The 17126-nt window shown below is 58.8% G+C and carries 17 protein-coding genes and 1 pseudogene; 3 read left to right on the top strand and 15 right to left on the bottom strand.

All coding sequences use genetic code 11. The features are described 5' to 3' along the window. Positions 1-61: 61 nt before the first annotated feature. Together CCX46_RS08145 and CCX46_RS08140 are read left to right on the top strand one after the other, a co-directional pair. Positions 62-3973: an Ig-like domain repeat protein gene (locus CCX46_RS08145; RefSeq protein WP_127926324.1), complete on the top strand. Its 3912-nt coding sequence runs from the start codon at positions 62-64 to the stop codon at positions 3971-3973. A 684-nt stretch (positions 3974-4657) separates the two neighbouring features. Beyond that, complete coding sequence (locus tag CCX46_RS08140; protein WP_102900463.1) at positions 4658-5017, top strand: DUF6124 family protein; 360 nt, start codon at positions 4658-4660, stop codon at positions 5015-5017. Positions 5018-5205: 188 nt separating this feature from the next. Here the strand turns inward: CCX46_RS08140 and CCX46_RS08135 are convergent, their stop codons facing one another. Beyond that, positions 5206-5880, bottom strand: a complete 675-nt coding sequence (locus tag CCX46_RS08135; RefSeq protein ID WP_127926323.1) for a hypothetical protein — start codon at positions 5878-5880, stop codon at positions 5206-5208. Between the two features lie 241 nt (positions 5881-6121). On the opposite strand from CCX46_RS08135, the pseudogene CCX46_RS08130 reads away from it, so the two are divergent. After that, positions 6122-6353: pseudogene (locus tag CCX46_RS08130) on the top strand (DUF6124 family protein); the annotation flags it as partial. Positions 6354-6520: 167 nt separating this feature from the next. Here the strand turns inward: CCX46_RS08130 and CCX46_RS08125 are convergent. From CCX46_RS08125 to fliJ, 14 genes are all read right to left on the bottom strand, one after another. Continuing rightward, a complete protein-coding gene (locus CCX46_RS08125; protein ID WP_127926322.1) occupies positions 6521-6757 on the bottom strand; it encodes a hypothetical protein in 237 nt (78 codons plus the stop codon). Between the two features lie 140 nt (positions 6758-6897). Further along, positions 6898-8037, bottom strand: coding sequence for a flagellar biosynthesis protein FlhB (gene flhB, locus CCX46_RS08120; RefSeq protein ID WP_127926321.1), 1140 nt, complete (start codon positions 8035-8037; stop codon positions 6898-6900). A 3-nt stretch (positions 8038-8040) separates the two neighbouring features. Beyond that, on the bottom strand, positions 8041-8826 hold the full coding sequence (fliR, locus tag CCX46_RS08115) for a flagellar biosynthetic protein FliR (RefSeq protein WP_127926320.1): 786 nt from the start codon (positions 8824-8826) through the stop codon (positions 8041-8043). A gap of 3 nt (positions 8827-8829) precedes the next feature. Then, a complete protein-coding gene (gene fliQ, locus CCX46_RS08110; protein ID WP_038363854.1) occupies positions 8830-9099 on the bottom strand; it encodes a flagellar biosynthesis protein FliQ in 270 nt (89 codons plus the stop codon). Then, positions 9096-9854, bottom strand: coding sequence for a flagellar type III secretion system pore protein FliP (gene fliP, locus CCX46_RS08105; protein ID WP_095122677.1), 759 nt, complete (start codon positions 9852-9854; stop codon positions 9096-9098). Before fliP ends, fliQ begins: the two co-directional genes overlap by 4 nt. Then, positions 9854-10306, bottom strand: a complete 453-nt coding sequence (fliO, locus tag CCX46_RS08100) for a flagellar biosynthetic protein FliO (RefSeq protein WP_127926319.1) — start codon at positions 10304-10306, stop codon at positions 9854-9856. The genes fliP and fliO overlap by 1 nt, the downstream gene beginning before the upstream one ends. Continuing rightward, on the bottom strand, positions 10307-10756 hold the full coding sequence (fliN, locus tag CCX46_RS08095; RefSeq protein ID WP_095122682.1) for a flagellar motor switch protein FliN: 450 nt from the start codon (positions 10754-10756) through the stop codon (positions 10307-10309). Positions 10757-10812: 56 nt separating this feature from the next. Beyond that, positions 10813-11781: a flagellar motor switch protein FliM gene (gene fliM / locus CCX46_RS08090; RefSeq protein WP_007920032.1), complete on the bottom strand. Its 969-nt coding sequence runs from the start codon at positions 11779-11781 to the stop codon at positions 10813-10815. Between the two features lie 9 nt (positions 11782-11790). Next, positions 11791-12294 carry a flagellar basal body-associated protein FliL gene (fliL, locus tag CCX46_RS08085; protein WP_007920033.1) on the bottom strand — a complete coding sequence of 168 codons (504 nt, stop codon included), beginning with the start codon at positions 12292-12294 and terminating at the stop codon, positions 11791-11793. Between the two features lie 327 nt (positions 12295-12621). Further along, positions 12622-13983, bottom strand: coding sequence for a flagellar hook-length control protein FliK (locus CCX46_RS08080; RefSeq protein WP_127926318.1), 1362 nt, complete (start codon positions 13981-13983; stop codon positions 12622-12624). A 104-nt stretch (positions 13984-14087) separates the two neighbouring features. Continuing rightward, positions 14088-14435 carry an Hpt domain-containing protein gene (locus CCX46_RS08075; RefSeq protein WP_127926317.1) on the bottom strand — a complete coding sequence of 116 codons (348 nt, stop codon included), beginning with the start codon at positions 14433-14435 and terminating at the stop codon, positions 14088-14090. A 31-nt stretch (positions 14436-14466) separates the two neighbouring features. Beyond that, positions 14467-16170, bottom strand: coding sequence for an ATP-binding SpoIIE family protein phosphatase (locus CCX46_RS08070; protein WP_127926316.1), 1704 nt, complete (start codon positions 16168-16170; stop codon positions 14467-14469). A 5-nt stretch (positions 16171-16175) separates the two neighbouring features. Next, complete coding sequence (locus tag CCX46_RS08065) at positions 16176-16481, bottom strand: STAS domain-containing protein (RefSeq protein WP_127926315.1); 306 nt, start codon at positions 16479-16481, stop codon at positions 16176-16178. Between the two features lie 190 nt (positions 16482-16671). Continuing rightward, complete coding sequence (gene fliJ / locus CCX46_RS08060) at positions 16672-17124, bottom strand: flagellar export protein FliJ (RefSeq protein WP_127926314.1); 453 nt, start codon at positions 17122-17124, stop codon at positions 16672-16674. Between the last annotated feature and the right edge of the window lie 2 nt (positions 17125-17126).

Raw genomic sequence — 17126 nt, 5'->3', positions numbered from 1 at the left:
TGCGCAATCTCGCTTTTAGCCGTTCAATCACTCCGTCACCTTCACGACCGGAGTCGTTGCCATGGCCAGCCCAAACAAACCCCTGCTACTCGCGGAACTCGGCATCCCGGGTCGCAGCAAGGACCCGGTGTCGACGGATCCCGATGTCTGGGGCATCAACATCGCCGCCGCGCTGGGCAACTTTCCCCTGCATGGCCTGCAGTGCCAGGCCGGCCCATGGGGGAATATGGCGAGTGGCGACAGGTTGACGATCTTTTGGGGCACCGGGCTGGACGCGGGGGGCAAGACCGTCCTCAAGGACGAGGTCGACACGCAACTGCGCATGTTCGTGCCTTCCCGGCACATGGTCGATGGTCAGTTCGCGGTGTCCTATGTCGTCAAGCCGTTGGGCGGCACGGATCAACCGTCTGAAGTCATGCAGGTGCTGGTCAAGCTCACGCGCCCCGGCGGGCACGATAACAACGGTGACGGCGGGCATTCCAAGCTGATCATGATCATTCCCCAAGACATTCTTGACGGTGGCATCGACAAGGAGATTGCGGAAAAAGGCGTGAAGATCAGCATTGGCAAGGCCGACGGCACACCCCCCTATCCCTACGCCGCAGCCGGCGATATTTGTCGCGTGAGTTGGGGCGGGATCTTCGTGCTCAGTGAACCGCTGACTCAGGAACAGGCCGAAGGCAAGACGCCGATCATCGTGAAAATCGAAAAAGACTTCATCACCGACGCCGGTGATGCAGAGTTTCCCGGCGTAGCCGTGGTGTTCGAGGTGTACGACAAGGTCTTCAACCGTTCCGAGGACTGGAGCCCCGAACAGCGTGTGGTAGTGGCCGTTGATGCGACCCGGCTGATCGCGCCGTTGCTCAAGGAAACGCTGAACAACGTGCTGGATGTCGACCAACTGGGTGACGCTGACGGCACCGTGCAAATTATCGCCACAGACACGACCAACTTCAAAATCGGTGACATCCCGTTCATCAAGATCAAGGGCACGCCGGTCGAAGGTGCGCCGATTGATCTGGAAGTAGAAGGCGCGGCGTTGACCAGCGTGCCGAGCATTATTGAAATCAAGGCCCCCAACGCCGTGCTGCGACAGTTGGCCAAGTCGCAGATCACCTTGTCATACCGCCTGAAAAAAGCCGACGGTTCCAAAGATCTGAAATCCAAAAGCCAATTCATCCGCGCCATCGGCGAAGTCCAGCGGCTGGCCGCGCCAATCATGCTGGACGAGGACTCCGGGGCGCTGGACCCGACGCTGGCCCAGGTGCGTCTCGAGATCCCCTTCGACAAATCCTTTGCCGAAGGACAGGTTCTCCAGCCAATCATGCTGGGCACCACCCCCGGTCTGAAGCCGTACCTGCCTGTTCTGCCGGCGCGCCTCATCACACGCAACGACATCATCGCGGAGGCACCGCTGGCGTACAGCATCGACGGCAAACACCTGGCCCCGGTCAACGGTGGCACGGCGGAGTTCTACTACCAGCAACTGATCGCCGACGCAGTGCTCGCCACACTGAACCCGTTCGAGGCTACCCGCGCCATTCGCGAGTCGATCCACACCGACATCCTGCAAGTCGGCGAACCGCGCCTGGAACTGCCTGAACCGGTGGTGGCTGGCGTGGTCGACGGGGTTCTGCCAGCCGACACCGCCGGCACAACCCTGACCGTGCCGTACACCGAAACGGTCAAAGGCGATGAAGTCTTCATGTTCTGGATCGGCTCGATCACCGGCGAATACCCCGATTCGATCAAGCTGAACGAATTCACTGCAGGTAAGCAAGTACCGTTCACCATCCCGGCCGAGGAGATCAAGGGCAATGAAGGCGGGACGGTGATCGCCAGGTACGAAATCAAGCGTGCGGCCGGTGGGACGAGTTATGCCGAGCCGTTGGAGTTCAGTGTCGGGGTGGCGCTGGAAAACCCCTTGCCATTGCCAGAGATGCCGGAAGCCACAGGCAATGGTGCCAGTGTGACCCTGGCGCCACTCGACGCCCAAGCGGGTGCCCGCGTGATCGTGGCCTACACCGGCATGAATGAAAAACACAATATCAAACTGACCATGGCGGGCACGCCCGGCGTCGGCTCACCGGACATCCCGGCCAAACAAGGCGTTGCCAGCGGCAGCGTCGAGTTCCTGATTCCCGCCACAGCCATCGCAGCCAACATCGGCAATGAAACCAAAACCTTCACACTCAGCTACGAAGTCACGGCAGGCCAGACAACTCCATCTTTGCCTTTGACCGTCAGCGTCACGCCGCTGCCTGCGACAGAGCTGGACAAAATCAGCATTGAACAAGCCGATGGCACGGTGCTGGATCTGACGAAGGTGACGTTGGGCGCAACGATTCTCGCTGGCGTCTGGGCGTTTATAGCCGCCAATCATCGGGTAGGACTGAACCTCAAAGGTACGAAGAATAACGGCGATGCCTTCCATCACGTGGTATGGCCGTGGCCGTCTTCCTACGTTAATCAAAACTGGTTCAACAGCGGTCAATACACACATACGCTGGCGTACAACGCCATCAAGGACCTGGCGGATGGCAGTCGGCTGGAATTGCATTTCAAAGCGGCGTTGACGTTGAGTCGTGAGGAGGCTGAGGCGATTGATGCGCCGGTGAAGGTTTATACGATCAGGGCCATCGAAGATGTGACGCCGAGCATCACTTTGGTCACTGGATCGCCCAGCGGTGATGAAGTTATCGAGGGCGCAATCATCGTCGAAACGGCCGTGACCTTGACCGGTAGTGCCGCCAAAGGCCAGAAAGTCAGCGTGCTTGACGGCACAACGTCCAAAGGTGAACCGACCGCCGATTCAGCAACCGGGATCTGGACATTGGCCGTCACCGGCCTGAGCGTCGCGCCGCACAGTTTTACCGCCAGGGCGTTATACGGTTCGGGGGCCTCCTCGGCTGCCAGAACGTTGATCGTCACGGCCGTAGTTGTGCCAACGCTGAGCAATGTATGGGACGCCAGCAATGTGGAAGTGCTGGAAGGCACAACGACGGTCAGTACCGAGCTGACACTTAAAGGAACCGCGAGCCTGGGTCAGCAGATCAATATCCGTGACGGCACCGGTTCCGGCTCGGCCACAAGGGGAACCGCGACCGCCAACGGAACGACAGGTATCTGGGAACTTCCGATTACCGTGCCACTCGGCGCGCGGCGGCTGTACGCCGAGGCCTGTTATCCGAGTAATCCGTTGTATTCGAATGTGCGTAATTTGACGGTGACAGAAGATATTGTCCCGACCATTGACTCTGTTATAGGCACAATCAGCGGCAATGAAATTCCGCAGAATGGCACCACGGTAGAAACCGCCGTAACGCTGTCCGGGGTCGCTGCCAAGGGTCAGCAAATCGAAGTATTCGACGGTACAACCTCGAAAGGTAAATCGATTGCCGATCTCGTAACGGGCATATGGGAACTTCCGGTTACAGGCCTGAGCGAGGCCGCACACAGCTTCAAGGCCAAGGCGTTGTATGGCACAGGTGCCGAGTCGGCGGTCAGGTCGCTGACCGTGACTGCGGCCATCGCCCCTATATTTGAAGACTTTACAAATATAGGGACTAAAGAATTGCGAGTAGGCGAATCCTACGATTTAGGTTCTATGATGATCATCAATATGAGGGGTGACAACGTATACCCAAATGGTAGAACTTGCGGAGTAGCTTACGACCTACAAAATAAGAACAAAGCCCTAGTCACTTCGGACATAACAAGAATAGATTTAAAAAATTATAGAGCAAACAGCATCAACTTCGTACTCATAGATAATCAAACACCGAACAACGAAATCACCCTTTACAATGAGAAAGGCACAGTACAAACTTTCTACGCCCAACTAGGGAACTTCAAGCTACCGGAAGAGCAATGGTTTACTTATTTTATTATATCTACTCAGTTCGTAAGCCCTACCAAATACAGGGACACCATTTGGCTTGACAATATCCGGATTGAGCCATTCAAAAATTAAAACAACTTACTCCCCTTAATAGGAGGGCCTTAAAGGGGAAAAAGGGACGCATTTATTTACGTCCCAGATCTTCGCCCGACTTTTCGCCTTTTAAACTGGAGTGTTTAAAAGACACCTCCAGACACGCCTTCGAGGCTACAAATTCTTGAGCACAAAGGGGACGGATTTATTTAACCAGTGATTTAAACAGCGGGGCTTGACCGAGATTTTTTTGCTGACCTGGATGGCCCCTTCGCGAGCAGGCTCACTCCTACAGGAAAACTCATTCCAAATGTGGGAGTGAGCTTGCTCACGAAGGGGCCAGTGAAGTCAGCGCAAATCGCTTTTTAACTCAGGTGTTTAAAAGACACCTTCAGACACGCCTTCAAGGCTACAAATTCTTGCGCCTTTGCCTACAGCTACGCCAGAATCCGCCGGCTTGTGCGCCTTGGGGTCGGGTTCTATTGTGGTGCGGTCGCTGACGAATCAGCGATCGGGTTTAGCGACTCGAATTCAAGTCAAAGGTGCATCGGCGTTCCAGGCTTCGTTGCGGATCTGTATTTTCGCGATTTCGTCATGGTGGCTGTATGCGGGAGACCTTCGGGTCTGCCGGGTGCCTTTGACCGGTTCGCTAACCTGCGTACAGCCGCCACCCCTCCTGTTTAGCGACAGGTTGTAGCGGCTCCACTTCAAAGGAGTCTCACCATGATCAAACCAACACCCAACCCACCCGAAACCGACCCCACCTCCCCCTACGAATCCCTCGATTCAAAAAAACTCCACGAAGCCGCCGACCGCGCCCTCGATCACTACCTCTGCCCACCTGGCTCCACCCCACCACCGCGTAAAACCCGCCGGATGTACGCCGTCACCGCCGACTTCAAAAACGAGGAACTGCTGGCCGATGCCAGCGAAACACTCGCCTCCGCCAGAACCATCGCCCATGACTTTGCTCATCTCATCCCCGCGTCGCAGCGCAGGACGCTGCTGGGGATTGCGCAACTGATCATGCTGGGGGAGTTGGCGGTGAATCGGGTGATGGATAATCTGGAGTTGCCGCAGTAGCGCCTCCCCCGATCAGATCGTTCCCACGTTCCTGCGCGGGGATGCCTCAACGGGCGCTCCGCGTTCGGCTCTGAAGGGACGCGGAGCGTCCCGGGCTGCATTCCTTTGCTGCGCGTGGGAACGATCAAGACAGAAAAGCCCGCCGTCCCGTATCAACCGGGACGGCGGGCTTTTCGCTGGACAAAGACCTACGCCGTTAATACCTGCTCAGGCGCAATGGGTCCGAAGCTGAGAGTGTTGCCTTTCAAGTAGCGTCCGCCCTTGAGCAATAACGTACCTTCGATTTCGACAACCTCTTCCTGCGTGTACATAAAGGTCACTATCGATACAGGCGTCCTGCGCCACGGCCACCACCAGGATCCTCTGAAACGCTGCTCTATCAGAGTAATCGCCCAATCGAACGGGATGATGGGAAGATCTTCAATCCTGATCTGGCGGCCCGGGTCTTCCCAGCGAAAATATTGCTGCGCAGTGATCAGCAAGTGATCGACTCTGGACTCAAACACGGGTTTGGCGTAGCGCCACTCCATATCATGGTTGATCCAGCCATCCAGATAGTTAGCCGGGTCGGTAAAGAGTTCGAAAAACGTCGCGTTATTCACGATTTTCCCGGCAGCGGGCCCAATGACCTCGTAATGGAGGTGAGCTGCCAGGCCCTTCACTTGCGGCCGCACTGCATTGGTCGTTACGTCAAAGAAGTTTGCACTGTAGAGGTGGGCCATTTGCTTGAAATGGGTGAAATCAAGGAACAGTTTGAACGTCACGGTATAACCGATCGAGCGATCATCAGGACACTCTTTCATTTCCCCTGAAACGAACTCGACCTCCATGCCTTGCAGCTTTCTACCCGGTATATCTGTCATGCTCGCGTCCTCTGCTTGATGATTCGCCTATCCCGCGAACTCACGTCCGTAGGACTGAAGCGCTGCTATCGGGATCTTTTATGAATATCCCCGAAGCGATGACAACCTTTTGAAGCGGGGCCGTCTACTGTCAGAGTTGACAGGTGCATATGCTTTTCAGACAAACGGTAAGCATTGGTTATCGGGGACAGATCACTTCTTCACCCAGACCGTCGTCCGACTGTTCACCCGCGTACAGCCGCCACCGCCACGCAAAACCCGCCGAATGTACGCCGTTACCGCCGACTTCAAAAACGAGGAACTGCTGGCCGATGCCAGCGAAACGCTCGCCTCAACCAGAACCATCGCCCATGACTTCGCCCACCTCATACCCCGCGTCGCAGCGCAGGACGCTGTTGGGGATTGCGCAATTGATCATGCTCGGGGAGCTGGCGGTGAATCGGGTGATGGATAATCTGGAGTTGCCGCAGTAGCGACACGCGATGATCGTTCCCACGCTCCTGCGTGGGAATGCCTCAACGGCCGCTCCGCGTTCGGCTTTGGAAGGGACGCGGAGCGTCCCGGGCTGCATTCCTTTGCTGCGCGTGGGAACGATCATAAAAAACCGCCGCCCGTTTTCAGCGGCTTTGCGATCGATTACTCAATACCGAAGAATTTTCACTTTTCCATTCTTGCTCCTGGGTAATTCGAACTCGACCTCGCCGCCCACTTTGACGTTCGCCTGCCGGGCATCGGCCAATGGAATGCTGAAGCGGTATTCTTTGGCGGTCAGAAAAAAACCCGTGGCTTCGGCAAACGAAAGACAGCGTCCCGATTGCTTCGGCGTGATGGTGCCGCTTCCGGTTTTTTCATCATAACTGCTGAAAATACCTTTCATTGTCGTGCTCCCTTGCACTCGCTCGCATGACCGCACCAGGTTCGCGGCGCCACCTTGCATCAAACTGCAAAATCACGGCAAGCACACCTGTCAGAGTTGACAGTGAAGGGAGATCTCAGACCAATGGCTGCAAAGCACCGTCAGGAATCGCGACGCAGATCCGGCGGAATCGGCAAATCATCCTTAAGCGGATCCGGGCGCTTGCCCTTGCCAGCGCGGTACTGGCGGATCTGGTAGACGTAAGCCAGTACCTGAGCCACCGCCAGATACAGCCCGCCGGGGATTTCCTGCTCGAGTTCGGTGGAGTAATAGATCGAACGCGCCAGCCCCGGCGATTCGAGGAGCATGACGTTGTTGGCGACGGCGATTTCGCGGATTTTCAACGCGAGGAAGTCGCTGCCCTTGGCCAGTAATATCGGCGCGCCGCCCTTCTCCGAGTCGTACTTGAGCGCGACGGCGTAGTGGGTCGGGTTGGTGATGACCACGTCGGCGTCGGGAATCGCCGCCATCATCCTCCGCTGGGACATTTCGCGCTGGGTCTGGCGGATGCGCTGTTTGACTTCCGGGCGACCTTCCTGGTCCTTGTGCTCGTCGCGCACTTCCTGCTTGGTCATCAGCAGCTTCTTGTGCGCTTCCCAGAGCTGCACCGGCACGTCGACGGCGGCAATGATGATCAGGCCGCAGGCCAGCCACAAGGTACTCCAGCCCACCAGCGTGACGCTGTGAATGATCGCCATTTCCAGCGGCTCGTGGGCGATACGCAACAAGTCATCGACGTCCGCCGACAACACCACCAACGCCACACCCAAGGTAATCAGAAACTTGGCCAGCGCCTTGAGCAGCTCGACCACAGCCTTGAACGAAAACATCCGTTTGAGGCCCGCCGCCGGGTTCATCCGGCTGAACTTGGGGGCCAAGGAACCCGCCGCAAACAGCCAGCCACCAAGAGATATCGGCCCGATCAGCGCGGCCAGCAAAAGGGTGATCATGATCGGCTGGATCGCCACCAGCGCCATCTGGCCGGACTGCAACAGAAACGCGCCCATGGCGCCCTGATCCATGATCACCTCGCGCGAGAGCGTGAAGTTCAGGCGCATCAGCTCCATCAGGTCTTCGGCCAGCATGCCGCCGAACACCAGCAGCGCGCCGGCGCCGGCCATCATCACGGCGAGGGTGTTGAGCTCTTTGGAACGGGCAATCTCACCCTTCTCACGGGAATCTTTTTTGCGTTTGTCCGTGGGGTCTTCTGTTTTGTCCTGACCGCTTTCGCTCTCTGCCATGACTCAGCGCGCCCGTGCCAGTTCGCGTAGCAGCTGCAAGGCTTCAGTGGCCAGCGGCTGATACTGATTGAGAATGTCCGCCAGACCAACCCAGACGATAAACAGGCCGAGGACCAAGGTCAGCGGAAAACCGATGGAAAAAATGTTCAGTTGCGGCGCGGCGCGGGTCATCACGCCAAACGCGATGTTGACCACCAGCAGCGCCGTAACTGCCGGCAATACCAGCAACAGCGCTGCACCGAGGACCCAGCCGAGTTTGCCGGCCAGCTCCCAGTAATGCGCAGTCATCAGACCGCTGCCGACCGGTAGCGTGGTGAAGCTCTCGGTGAGCACCTCGAAGACCACCAGATGGCCGTTCATCGACAGGAACAGCAACGTGACGAGCATAGTGAAGAACTGCCCGATCACCGCCACCGAAACGCCGTTGGCCGGGTCGACCATCGAGGCGAAGCCCATACCCATCTGGATCGCGACAATCTGCCCCGCCACGGCAAACGCCTGGAAAAACAGCTGCAGGGAAAACCCGAGCACGGCACCGACCAGGATCTGCTCGGCAATCAGCATCAAGCCACTCAGGTCGAGCGGGCTGACCGGCGGCATCGGCGGCAGGCTCGGCACGATCGCCACGGTAATGGCCACGGCGAAATACAGGCGCACCCGCCGCGACACCAGGGTGGTGCCGAACACCGGCATGACCATCAGCATCGATGCCACGCGAAACAGCGGCAACATGAACGAGGCCACCCAGGTACTGATCTGGGTGTCGGTCAGCTGAAGCAGCGATTGCATGGCTTAGCCGATGACCATCGGGATGTTTTTGTACAACTGGATGATGTATTCCATGAACGTCTGCACGATCCACGGACCACCGATGATCAACGTCACCAGCATCACCAGCAGACGCGGCAGGAAGCTCAGGGTCTGTTCGTTGATCTGGGTCGCGGCCTGAAACATCGCCACCAACAAGCCGACCAACAGGCTCGGTACCACCAGAATCGCGACCATCAATGTGGTCAGCCAAAGGGCTTCACGAAAGATATCGACCGCAACTTCCGGCGTCATGGCGAGACACCTCCAAAACTGCTGGCCAGGGTGCCGATGATCAGCGCCCAGCCATCCACCAGCACGAACAGCATGATCTTGAACGGCAGCGAGATGATCAGCGGCGAGAGCATCATCATACCCATCGCCATCAGCACACTGGCCACGACGAGGTCGATGATCAGGAACGGAATGAAGATCATGAAGCCGATCTGGAACGCGGTTTTAAGCTCGGAAGTGACGAACGCCGGCACCAGAATGGTCAGCGGCGCCTGATCCGGGGTGGCGATGTCGGTGCGCTTGGACAAACGCATGAACAGTTCGAGATCGCTGGTGCGGGTCTGCGCGAGCATGAAGTCCTTGATCGGCACCTGGGCCTTCTCCACCGCTTGCTGGGCGGTAAGGGTTTCCGCCAGATACGGTTGCAGCGCGTCCTTGTTCACCCGGTCGAACACCGGGGCCATGATGAACAGGGTCAGGAACAGCGCCATGCCGGTGAGGATCTGGTTCGACGGCGTCTGTTGCAGGCCGAGGGCCTGACGCAGGATCGAGAAGACGATGATGATCCGGGTGAAGCTGGTCATCAGAATCACGGCCGCCGGGATGAAGCTCAGCGCGGTCATGATCAGCAGGATCTGCAGACTGACCGAATACTCCTGCGCGCCATCGGCGTTGGTGCCCAGCGTGATCGCCGGGATCGACAACGGATCGGCGGCGAACGCCAGCGGCGCGGCCAGCATCAGGGCCAGCGTCAAGACGATGCGTAGCGCACCCATTACTTCGTATCCTTCTGATCCTTGCCGAGAATCTTCAGCAGATGCTGGGCAAATTCCGGGGTCGCTTTTTCACTGGTCGCCGGCACGTCGACCGGTTCCTTGAGCACGTGCAGCGCGGTGATGGTGCCGGGGCTCAGACCGAGCAGGATCTGCTCGTTGCCGACCTGCACCAGCAGCAAGCGGTCACGCGGACTCAGTGCGCGTGAGCCGATCAGCTCGATCACTTGCCCCTTGCCTGCCGGCCCGGCCTGCTGCACCCGGCGCAACAGCCAGGCGAGGAAGAAGATCACGCCTAGCACCAGCAACAGGCCAAACACCAGTTGCGTCAGTTGCCCGGCCACGCCGCTGGTGACCATCGGCGCGGTGGCGGCAGGCACTGTCGTGGCTGTCGACGGCTCGGCAGCCAGCACGCTCAATGGCAATGCCAGCAGAGCCCAGAGAAACCGTTTCACTCAGCGCAGCTTCTTGATGCGTTCGCTTGGGCTGATCACGTCAGTCAGGCGGATGCCGAACTTCTCGTTGACCACCACCACTTCGCCGTGCGCGATCAGGGTGCCGTTGACCAGCACGTCGAGCGGCTCGCCGGCCAAACGATCAAGCTCGATCACCGAACCCTGGTTCAGTTGCAGCAGGTTACGGATGTTGATGTCGGTGCTGCCCACTTCCATCGAGATCGATACCGGGATGTCGAGGATCACGTCCAGGTTCGGGCCGTCGAGGGTCACCGGATCGTTGTTCTTCGGCACGCTGCCGAACTCTTCCATCGGCAGACGCGAGCCGCCAGCTGCGTCGGCGGCCAGCAGGGCGTCGATGTCAGCTTGACCATCACCGGTTTCTTCCAGAGCCGCAGCCCATTCATCGGCCAGTGCCTGATCGTCCTGGGCGTTCATATCATCGTTCATCATTTGTCCTCGGCGGGCAAAAATTCAGTTAAAGGCTTGGGGATTTGAGCGCTGCTTCAGCGACGCTCGATCGGCTCGATCACCTGCAACGCGAGGTTGCCTTTGTGCGAGCCCATCTTGACCTTGAAGGCCGGCACGCCGTTGGCGCGCATGATCATTTCGTCCGGCATCTCGACCGGGATCACATCGCCCGGCTGCATGTGCAGGATGTCGCGCAGCTTCAACTGGCGGCGCGCCACGGTGGCACCGATCGGCACATCGACATCGAGCACGTCCTGACGCAGCGCGTTGACCCAGCGCTCGTCCTGATCGTCGAGGTCCGACTGGAAACCGGCGTCGAGCATTTCGCGTACCGGCTCGATCATCGAGTACGGCATGGTCACGTGCAGATCGCCGCCACCGCCGTCGAGTTCGATATGGAACGTGGAGACCACGATCGCTTCGCTCGGGCCGACGATGTTGGCCATGGCCGGGTTCACTTCCGAGTTGATGTACTCGAAATTGACTTCCATGATCGCCTGCCAGGCTTCCTTCAAATCGACGAAGGCCTGCTCCAGCACCATGCGCACCACGCGCAGTTCGGTCGGGGTGAATTCACGCCCCTCGATCTTGGCGTGACGACCGTCGCCGCCGAAGAAGTTGTCCACCAGTTTGAACACCAGTTTGGCGTCAAGGATGAACAGCGCGGTGCCGCGCAACGGTTTGATCTTGACCAGGTTGAGGCTGGTCGGTACGTACAGCGAGTGCACGTATTCGCCGAACTTCATCACCTGTACGCCACCGACGGCAACGTCCGCCGAGCGGCGCAGCATGTTGAACATGCTGATGCGGGTGTAACGGGCAAAACGCTCGTTGATCATTTCCAGAGTCGGCATGCGTCCGCGGACGATGCGATCCTGGCTGGTCAGGTCGTAGCTTTTGACACTGCCGGGTTCGGCAGCGTTATCGGTCTGTACCAGACCATCGTCGACGCCATGCAACAGCGCATCGATTTCATCCTGGGACAGCAGATCCTGCACGGCCATGTCGTGTTCCTACTGCAGTACGAAATTAGTGAAAAGCAACTGTTCGATCACCACTTTGCCCAGCTCTTTCTGCGCCACTTCCTGGACGCTGGCTGTGGCCTTCTGGCGCAACATCTCCTGGCCGACCGGGGTCGCCAAGGTGGCGAAATCCTGACCGGAGAAGAGCATCACCAGGTTGTTGCGGATCACCGGCATGTGCACTTTGAGCGCTTCCAGATCGGCCTGATTACGCGCCAGCATGGTGATGCTCACCTGCATGTAGCGCTGACGGCCGTTCTGGTTGTAGTTGGCAACGAAGGCTGGCGCCATCGGCTCGAAAATCGCTGGCTGCTTGCCGACGGGCGCTGCATCGGCGGCCTCGGCAGGCTTGCTCTGGGCACTGTGCATGAAGAACCAGGTCGCCCCCACGGATGCGCCAATGGCCAATAGCAACGCCAGCACGATCACAATGATCAGCTTGAGTTTGCCTTTGGTTGCGGGGTCTTTCACTGCTGCTGTTTCGCTCTTCGCCATGCCAATAATCCGTCACTAATCGGGTTTTCACAGTCGCACGGCAAGGCAAGAGCAAGTGTTATGCCAGAAGTGTCAGTGATGGTGGAGACAACGCTAAAGTCAAAGGCACCCTCACCCCAGCCGTCTCCCGGAGGGAGAGGGAGCCGACCGAGTTGCTTTGTCGTGATACGTCGACCTGAAAGACCGAGTCGATTAGGGAGTCATCCATCAAGTCTTGGCGATCATGGATTCACAGACGCTATTTCAAGTCGGTGTAAATCTCCAATATCCCCCAATCAGTCCCCTCTCCCTCTGGGAGAGGGCTAGGGTGAGGGGCTATTGATTTGATCAGGCGTAATAGTCGACGGCGCTGGTGCCAATCACGCTGGTGGTTTGAGCAGCGGCTTCAGCAATGGCGGCAGGCGCCAACTCTTCATCCGCCGAGTCGAGGCGACCGCCGGCAGCGCTGGTGCGACCACTCTGGCCCTGCTGTGCCTGCTCCTGGCCTTGCTGCCCCTGCCAGCCACGGTTCTGGTCGGAGACATTGACGTCGACCTGGCCCATGCCCTGCTGGTTGAACATGTCGCGCAGGCGATGCATCTGACCATCCAGCGCTTCACGCACGCTCGGGTGCGCACTCATGAACGTCACTTGCGTCTGCTGATCCGGGACCATGTTGACGCGGATATCCAGGCGCCCCAGTTCGGCCGGTTGCAACTGAATATCCGCCGCCTTGAGGTTGGCGCTCGACAGATACATGACGCGGTTGACCACTTCTTCAGTCCAGCCGCTCTGATGCATGGCGATCGGCTGATTCACCGGCACCGCGTTCGCGGTCTTCGGCGTGGCGGCTTGAGTCAATGCCGCCAGACGGTTGGCGAAGTCATCCACGCGCGTATCGCTGGTCGCCGTCTTGAGATCTTTGAGGCCATCGTCGATCAAACCACTGAAGGCTTTTTCGCCGCCCTGGCTGGTGCTGTCCTTGTCGGCTTGCACGTCGAGCATGCTGGCCATGCCGGCGGCGAAGTTCTGTGCCGCAGTCAATTCGCCGTCGGCCTGAGCCTGAGCAGGCGTCGTTTTCGGTTGCGCCTGGCTGGCAGCGGAGATGTGCCCGCCCTGCTCCATCGCCATGCGCACGGCCGGTAGCGAGTCGAGCGGATCGGCCGAAGGGTCGAAATCGCTGTCGGTGGTCGGTGCCGGATCTTTGACCACTCCCGGCAACACGGCGAGCGCGGGGGTTTCGGCTTCAGGCTGGACGGCGGCCGGGGCTTGCACCACTGGCGTGGTGACAACCGGCTGCACAGCGACGGCCAATGCCGGATCAAGTGTCGGGTCAACCGGTGCCGCATCAACCACTGGCGTCTGGGCAGTATTGGTACTGTCGTCGCTGCTGGCGGATGTGTCATCGCTAGCTGCGGTTTTATCGGCAGGCAAGTCGTTGCCGCTATCGGCAACCGCCGGTTGCGCAGCGGCAGACGGATCCTTGCCGACATCCTTTTTGCCACTGCTGTCAGCGACTTTGTCGCGCGACGCCTTGGGCGAATTATCGGTGCTTGCGACTGGCTTGCTCGGTCCCTGATCGGCGAACACTTTTGCGAAGCTTGAGGCCTTATCCCCGGTATCTACGGCCATGGCCGACGTTTTCGCAGAGGCGGCTTGCGCCTTGGCCTGAGCGGCGTTCTGAAGAAGGATGTTGGGGGTCGCAGGCATGAAACGGTCTCCGCTGCACTGGGATCGTAGGTACAGTTGCGGAGATAGCTGCAAGTGCCGGGCCAGTTTTGTCCGGCGCTTGAGAAAAGCGCCGGACGGCGGGATCAGTGAGTCAACGCGTGCTGTCGCTCATCTTCGTAAACCGGGCGGACATCTGCGAACTCGCCACTGATGTCAGCCACCAGCCTGGCGATTTCCGAGGGGCTTTTATCTTTGGCTTCCGATTCCAGCTCCTGGCAGAGCGCCGCCAAGCGGACAGCTCCCATATTGCTGGCGCTGCCCTTGAAGCTATGGGCCACTTCCGACAACACCTTGGCATCCGCTGTTTTTTGCAGCACAACCAAGCGACTTTCGGAATCCGTCAGAAAGGTATCCAGAAGCTCCGGATAACCCTCCTCCATGACTTCGCGCAGTACGCTCAGCGCCTCGCGATCAATATGTGTGTCAGCCACTTGCTCACTCCTTGATCAAGAATTGCGCGGATTATGCCTCAACCTCCCAGGAAAACTCCACGCGGGCACTACGACCTTCGTCCGACCAACTGGCGTTGCGCCCCAATTGCCGGACCAGACTGACGCCACGTCCCGACAAACGGACTCCGTCCAGCGGTCGCTCCATGACTCGCGCTACATCAAAACCCTTGCCGCTGTCTTCAACCCGAATCACCAGACAACCGCCCTCGCCTTGTGGCTGCACCTGCAAATGCACGCGCACGAAACCGTCCTGCAGCGCCTCCAGCCGATCGTTGCGCTGCTGGTAGTAGCGAGCGAACCCCGCCGCATCGCGCTTGAGACTGGAATCCAGACCGAGCACGCCATGCTCCAGCGCATTGGAATACAACTCGGCCAGCACACTGTACAAAGCACCACTCTGCGCCCGCAGCCCATGCACCTCAAGCAGCAACTGCAACAGGTACGGCAACGGATTGAAACGTTTTAGCGTCGCGCCACGGAATTCGAAGCTCACCGACCAGTCCAGCGGACAAGACTGGCCGCTGTCGGAGTACACCGGTGCCGACGGCTTGACCTGCGCCGGTTCCAGCAGGCTGACCTCAACCATGCTGACATCGTCGCGCGCCTCGCCGCGAAAATCCCGCAGCGCCTGCTCGATGTCCTCGAACAAGCGATCCGGCTCGCGGTTGGCGGCGAACACCTGCTGCAAGCGCTCGACGCCGAACAGTTGATCACTGGCATCACTGGTGTCGATGACGCCGTCGGACAACAGGAACACCCGATCACCAGCGGCCATCGGATGCACTTCCGTACGGTCGTCGAACGCCTGCGCACTCAGCACACCCAGTGGCAAGTGCCGCGCTGCCAGCGGTACACGCTCACCGCTGGCGATCCGATGCAGATAACCGTCAGGCATGCCGCCGTTCCACACTTCGACTGAACGTCGCTGAAAACTCAGGCACAGCAACGTGGCGCAGCAGAACATGTCCACCGGCAGGATGCGTTTGAGCTTGGCGTTCATTTCGCGCAGGGTTTCCGCCAGGCCGTAACCCTTGGCGGTCATGCCATAAAACACTTCGGCCAAGGGCATCGCCCCGACCGCTGCTGGCAGGCCATGACCGGTGAAATCGCCCAACAGCACATGCATGTCGCCCGCCGGCGTGTAGGCCGCCAGTAGCAGATCACCGTTGAACAAGGCATACGGTGATTGCAGATAACGGATATTCGCCGCGCTCAGGCAGCCGGAGTGCGCAACCTTGTCGAACACCGCTTTGGCCACGCGCTGTTCGTTGAGCAGATAATCATGATGTTTAGCGATCAGGTCGCGCTGTTGCAGAACCGTTGCCTGCAAACGGCGCAAGCGATCCATCGCCTTGATTTTGGCGGCAAGGATCACCTGGTTGTAAGGCTTCGCCAGAAAGTCGTCACCACCGGCTTCAAGACAACGGGCCAGCGCTTCGCTTTCGGTCAGCGACGTCAGGAAGATGATCGGCACAAGAGTTTCACCGGCCAACGCCTTGATCTGCCTTGCGGCCTCAAAGCCGTCCATGACCGGCATCATCGCGTCCATCAAGACCAGATCGGGTTGTTGCCGACGAAACAGATCGACCGCCTCGGCACCATTGGCCGCCGTCAGGACTTCGTGACCCTGGCGGCGGACGATGGTCGACAGCAATAAGCGATCGGCGGCGCTGTCTTCGGCGATCAGGATCGTCAGCGGCTCTTGCACCTGCATGGCCGTCAAGTGATGTCGAAGAGTTTGTCGAAATTGGAGATGGCGAGGATCTTGCGCACGTCGGAGCTGCTGTTGACTACTCGCACGTCCGAGCTATCGCCGCCGGCGTGATCCCGCAGCAGAAGCAGCATGCCCAGTGCCGAGCTGTCGAGGTAGGTGGCTTCTTTCAGATCGACCACGATGGAGTCAGGCTTCTTGGGAAGTCGCTCATAGGACTCGCGAAACTCCTGATGGCGACCAAAATCAAAACGACCCTTGACCAAAATCGTCAGTTTTTGACCATCTGGAGAGACTTCTGTAACGACTGACATTGACTGGCTTCCTTGTCATTGACGAACCTGTACAAGGTTTAGCACTTGGACAGGGTTGCAGCAAGGCGCAACGCAGGAACAAATGTGGGAGCGAGCCTGCTCGCGAAGGCGTCGTGCCAGTCAACAATTGAGTCAACTGACCGAATGCATTCGCGAGCAGGCTCGCTCCCACAGGGTCTGGCGGTGCGTTTTAGAACGGATTCTGCCGCGGTAACCGCTGGGACAGTTCATCAAGCAACTTCTGCTCGCGCTTGTCTTCAAGGCGCTGCGCCTCTTCGCGATAACGCTGCACCAGTTTGCGCAGCCCTTCGACCTTGGCGAACGCCTGTTGCCATTCCTCACGGGCCTTTTCGAGCTTGTTCTGGTGCCAGACCAGGCTCTGCCGCTGCTGATCAACCGCCGTGTCGAGTTGCGCCAGAAAGCCCTGAAAACCGAGCAGCCATTGGCCGGTCACGCCTGTGGCGCCGCGTACGATCCATTGCTCGGAGTAGTCCAGACGGAAGGCATTGAGGTCGGCGAGTTTGCTTTCGGCGACCTTCACCTGACCCTGAAAATAGCCCAGGCGTTGCACGGCGGTTTTCTCGGCCTGCTCGGCCATGTCCACCACCGGCGCCAGACGCGCGGCTCGACTGACAGTGGCCATGA

The sequence above is a fragment of the Pseudomonas sp. RU47 genome (genome assembly GCF_004011755.1).
Classification (GTDB): domain Bacteria; phylum Pseudomonadota; class Gammaproteobacteria; order Pseudomonadales; family Pseudomonadaceae; genus Aquipseudomonas.
Note: the sequence above shows the minus strand (reverse complement) of the source record. Positions and strands in the feature narration are given on the sequence as shown.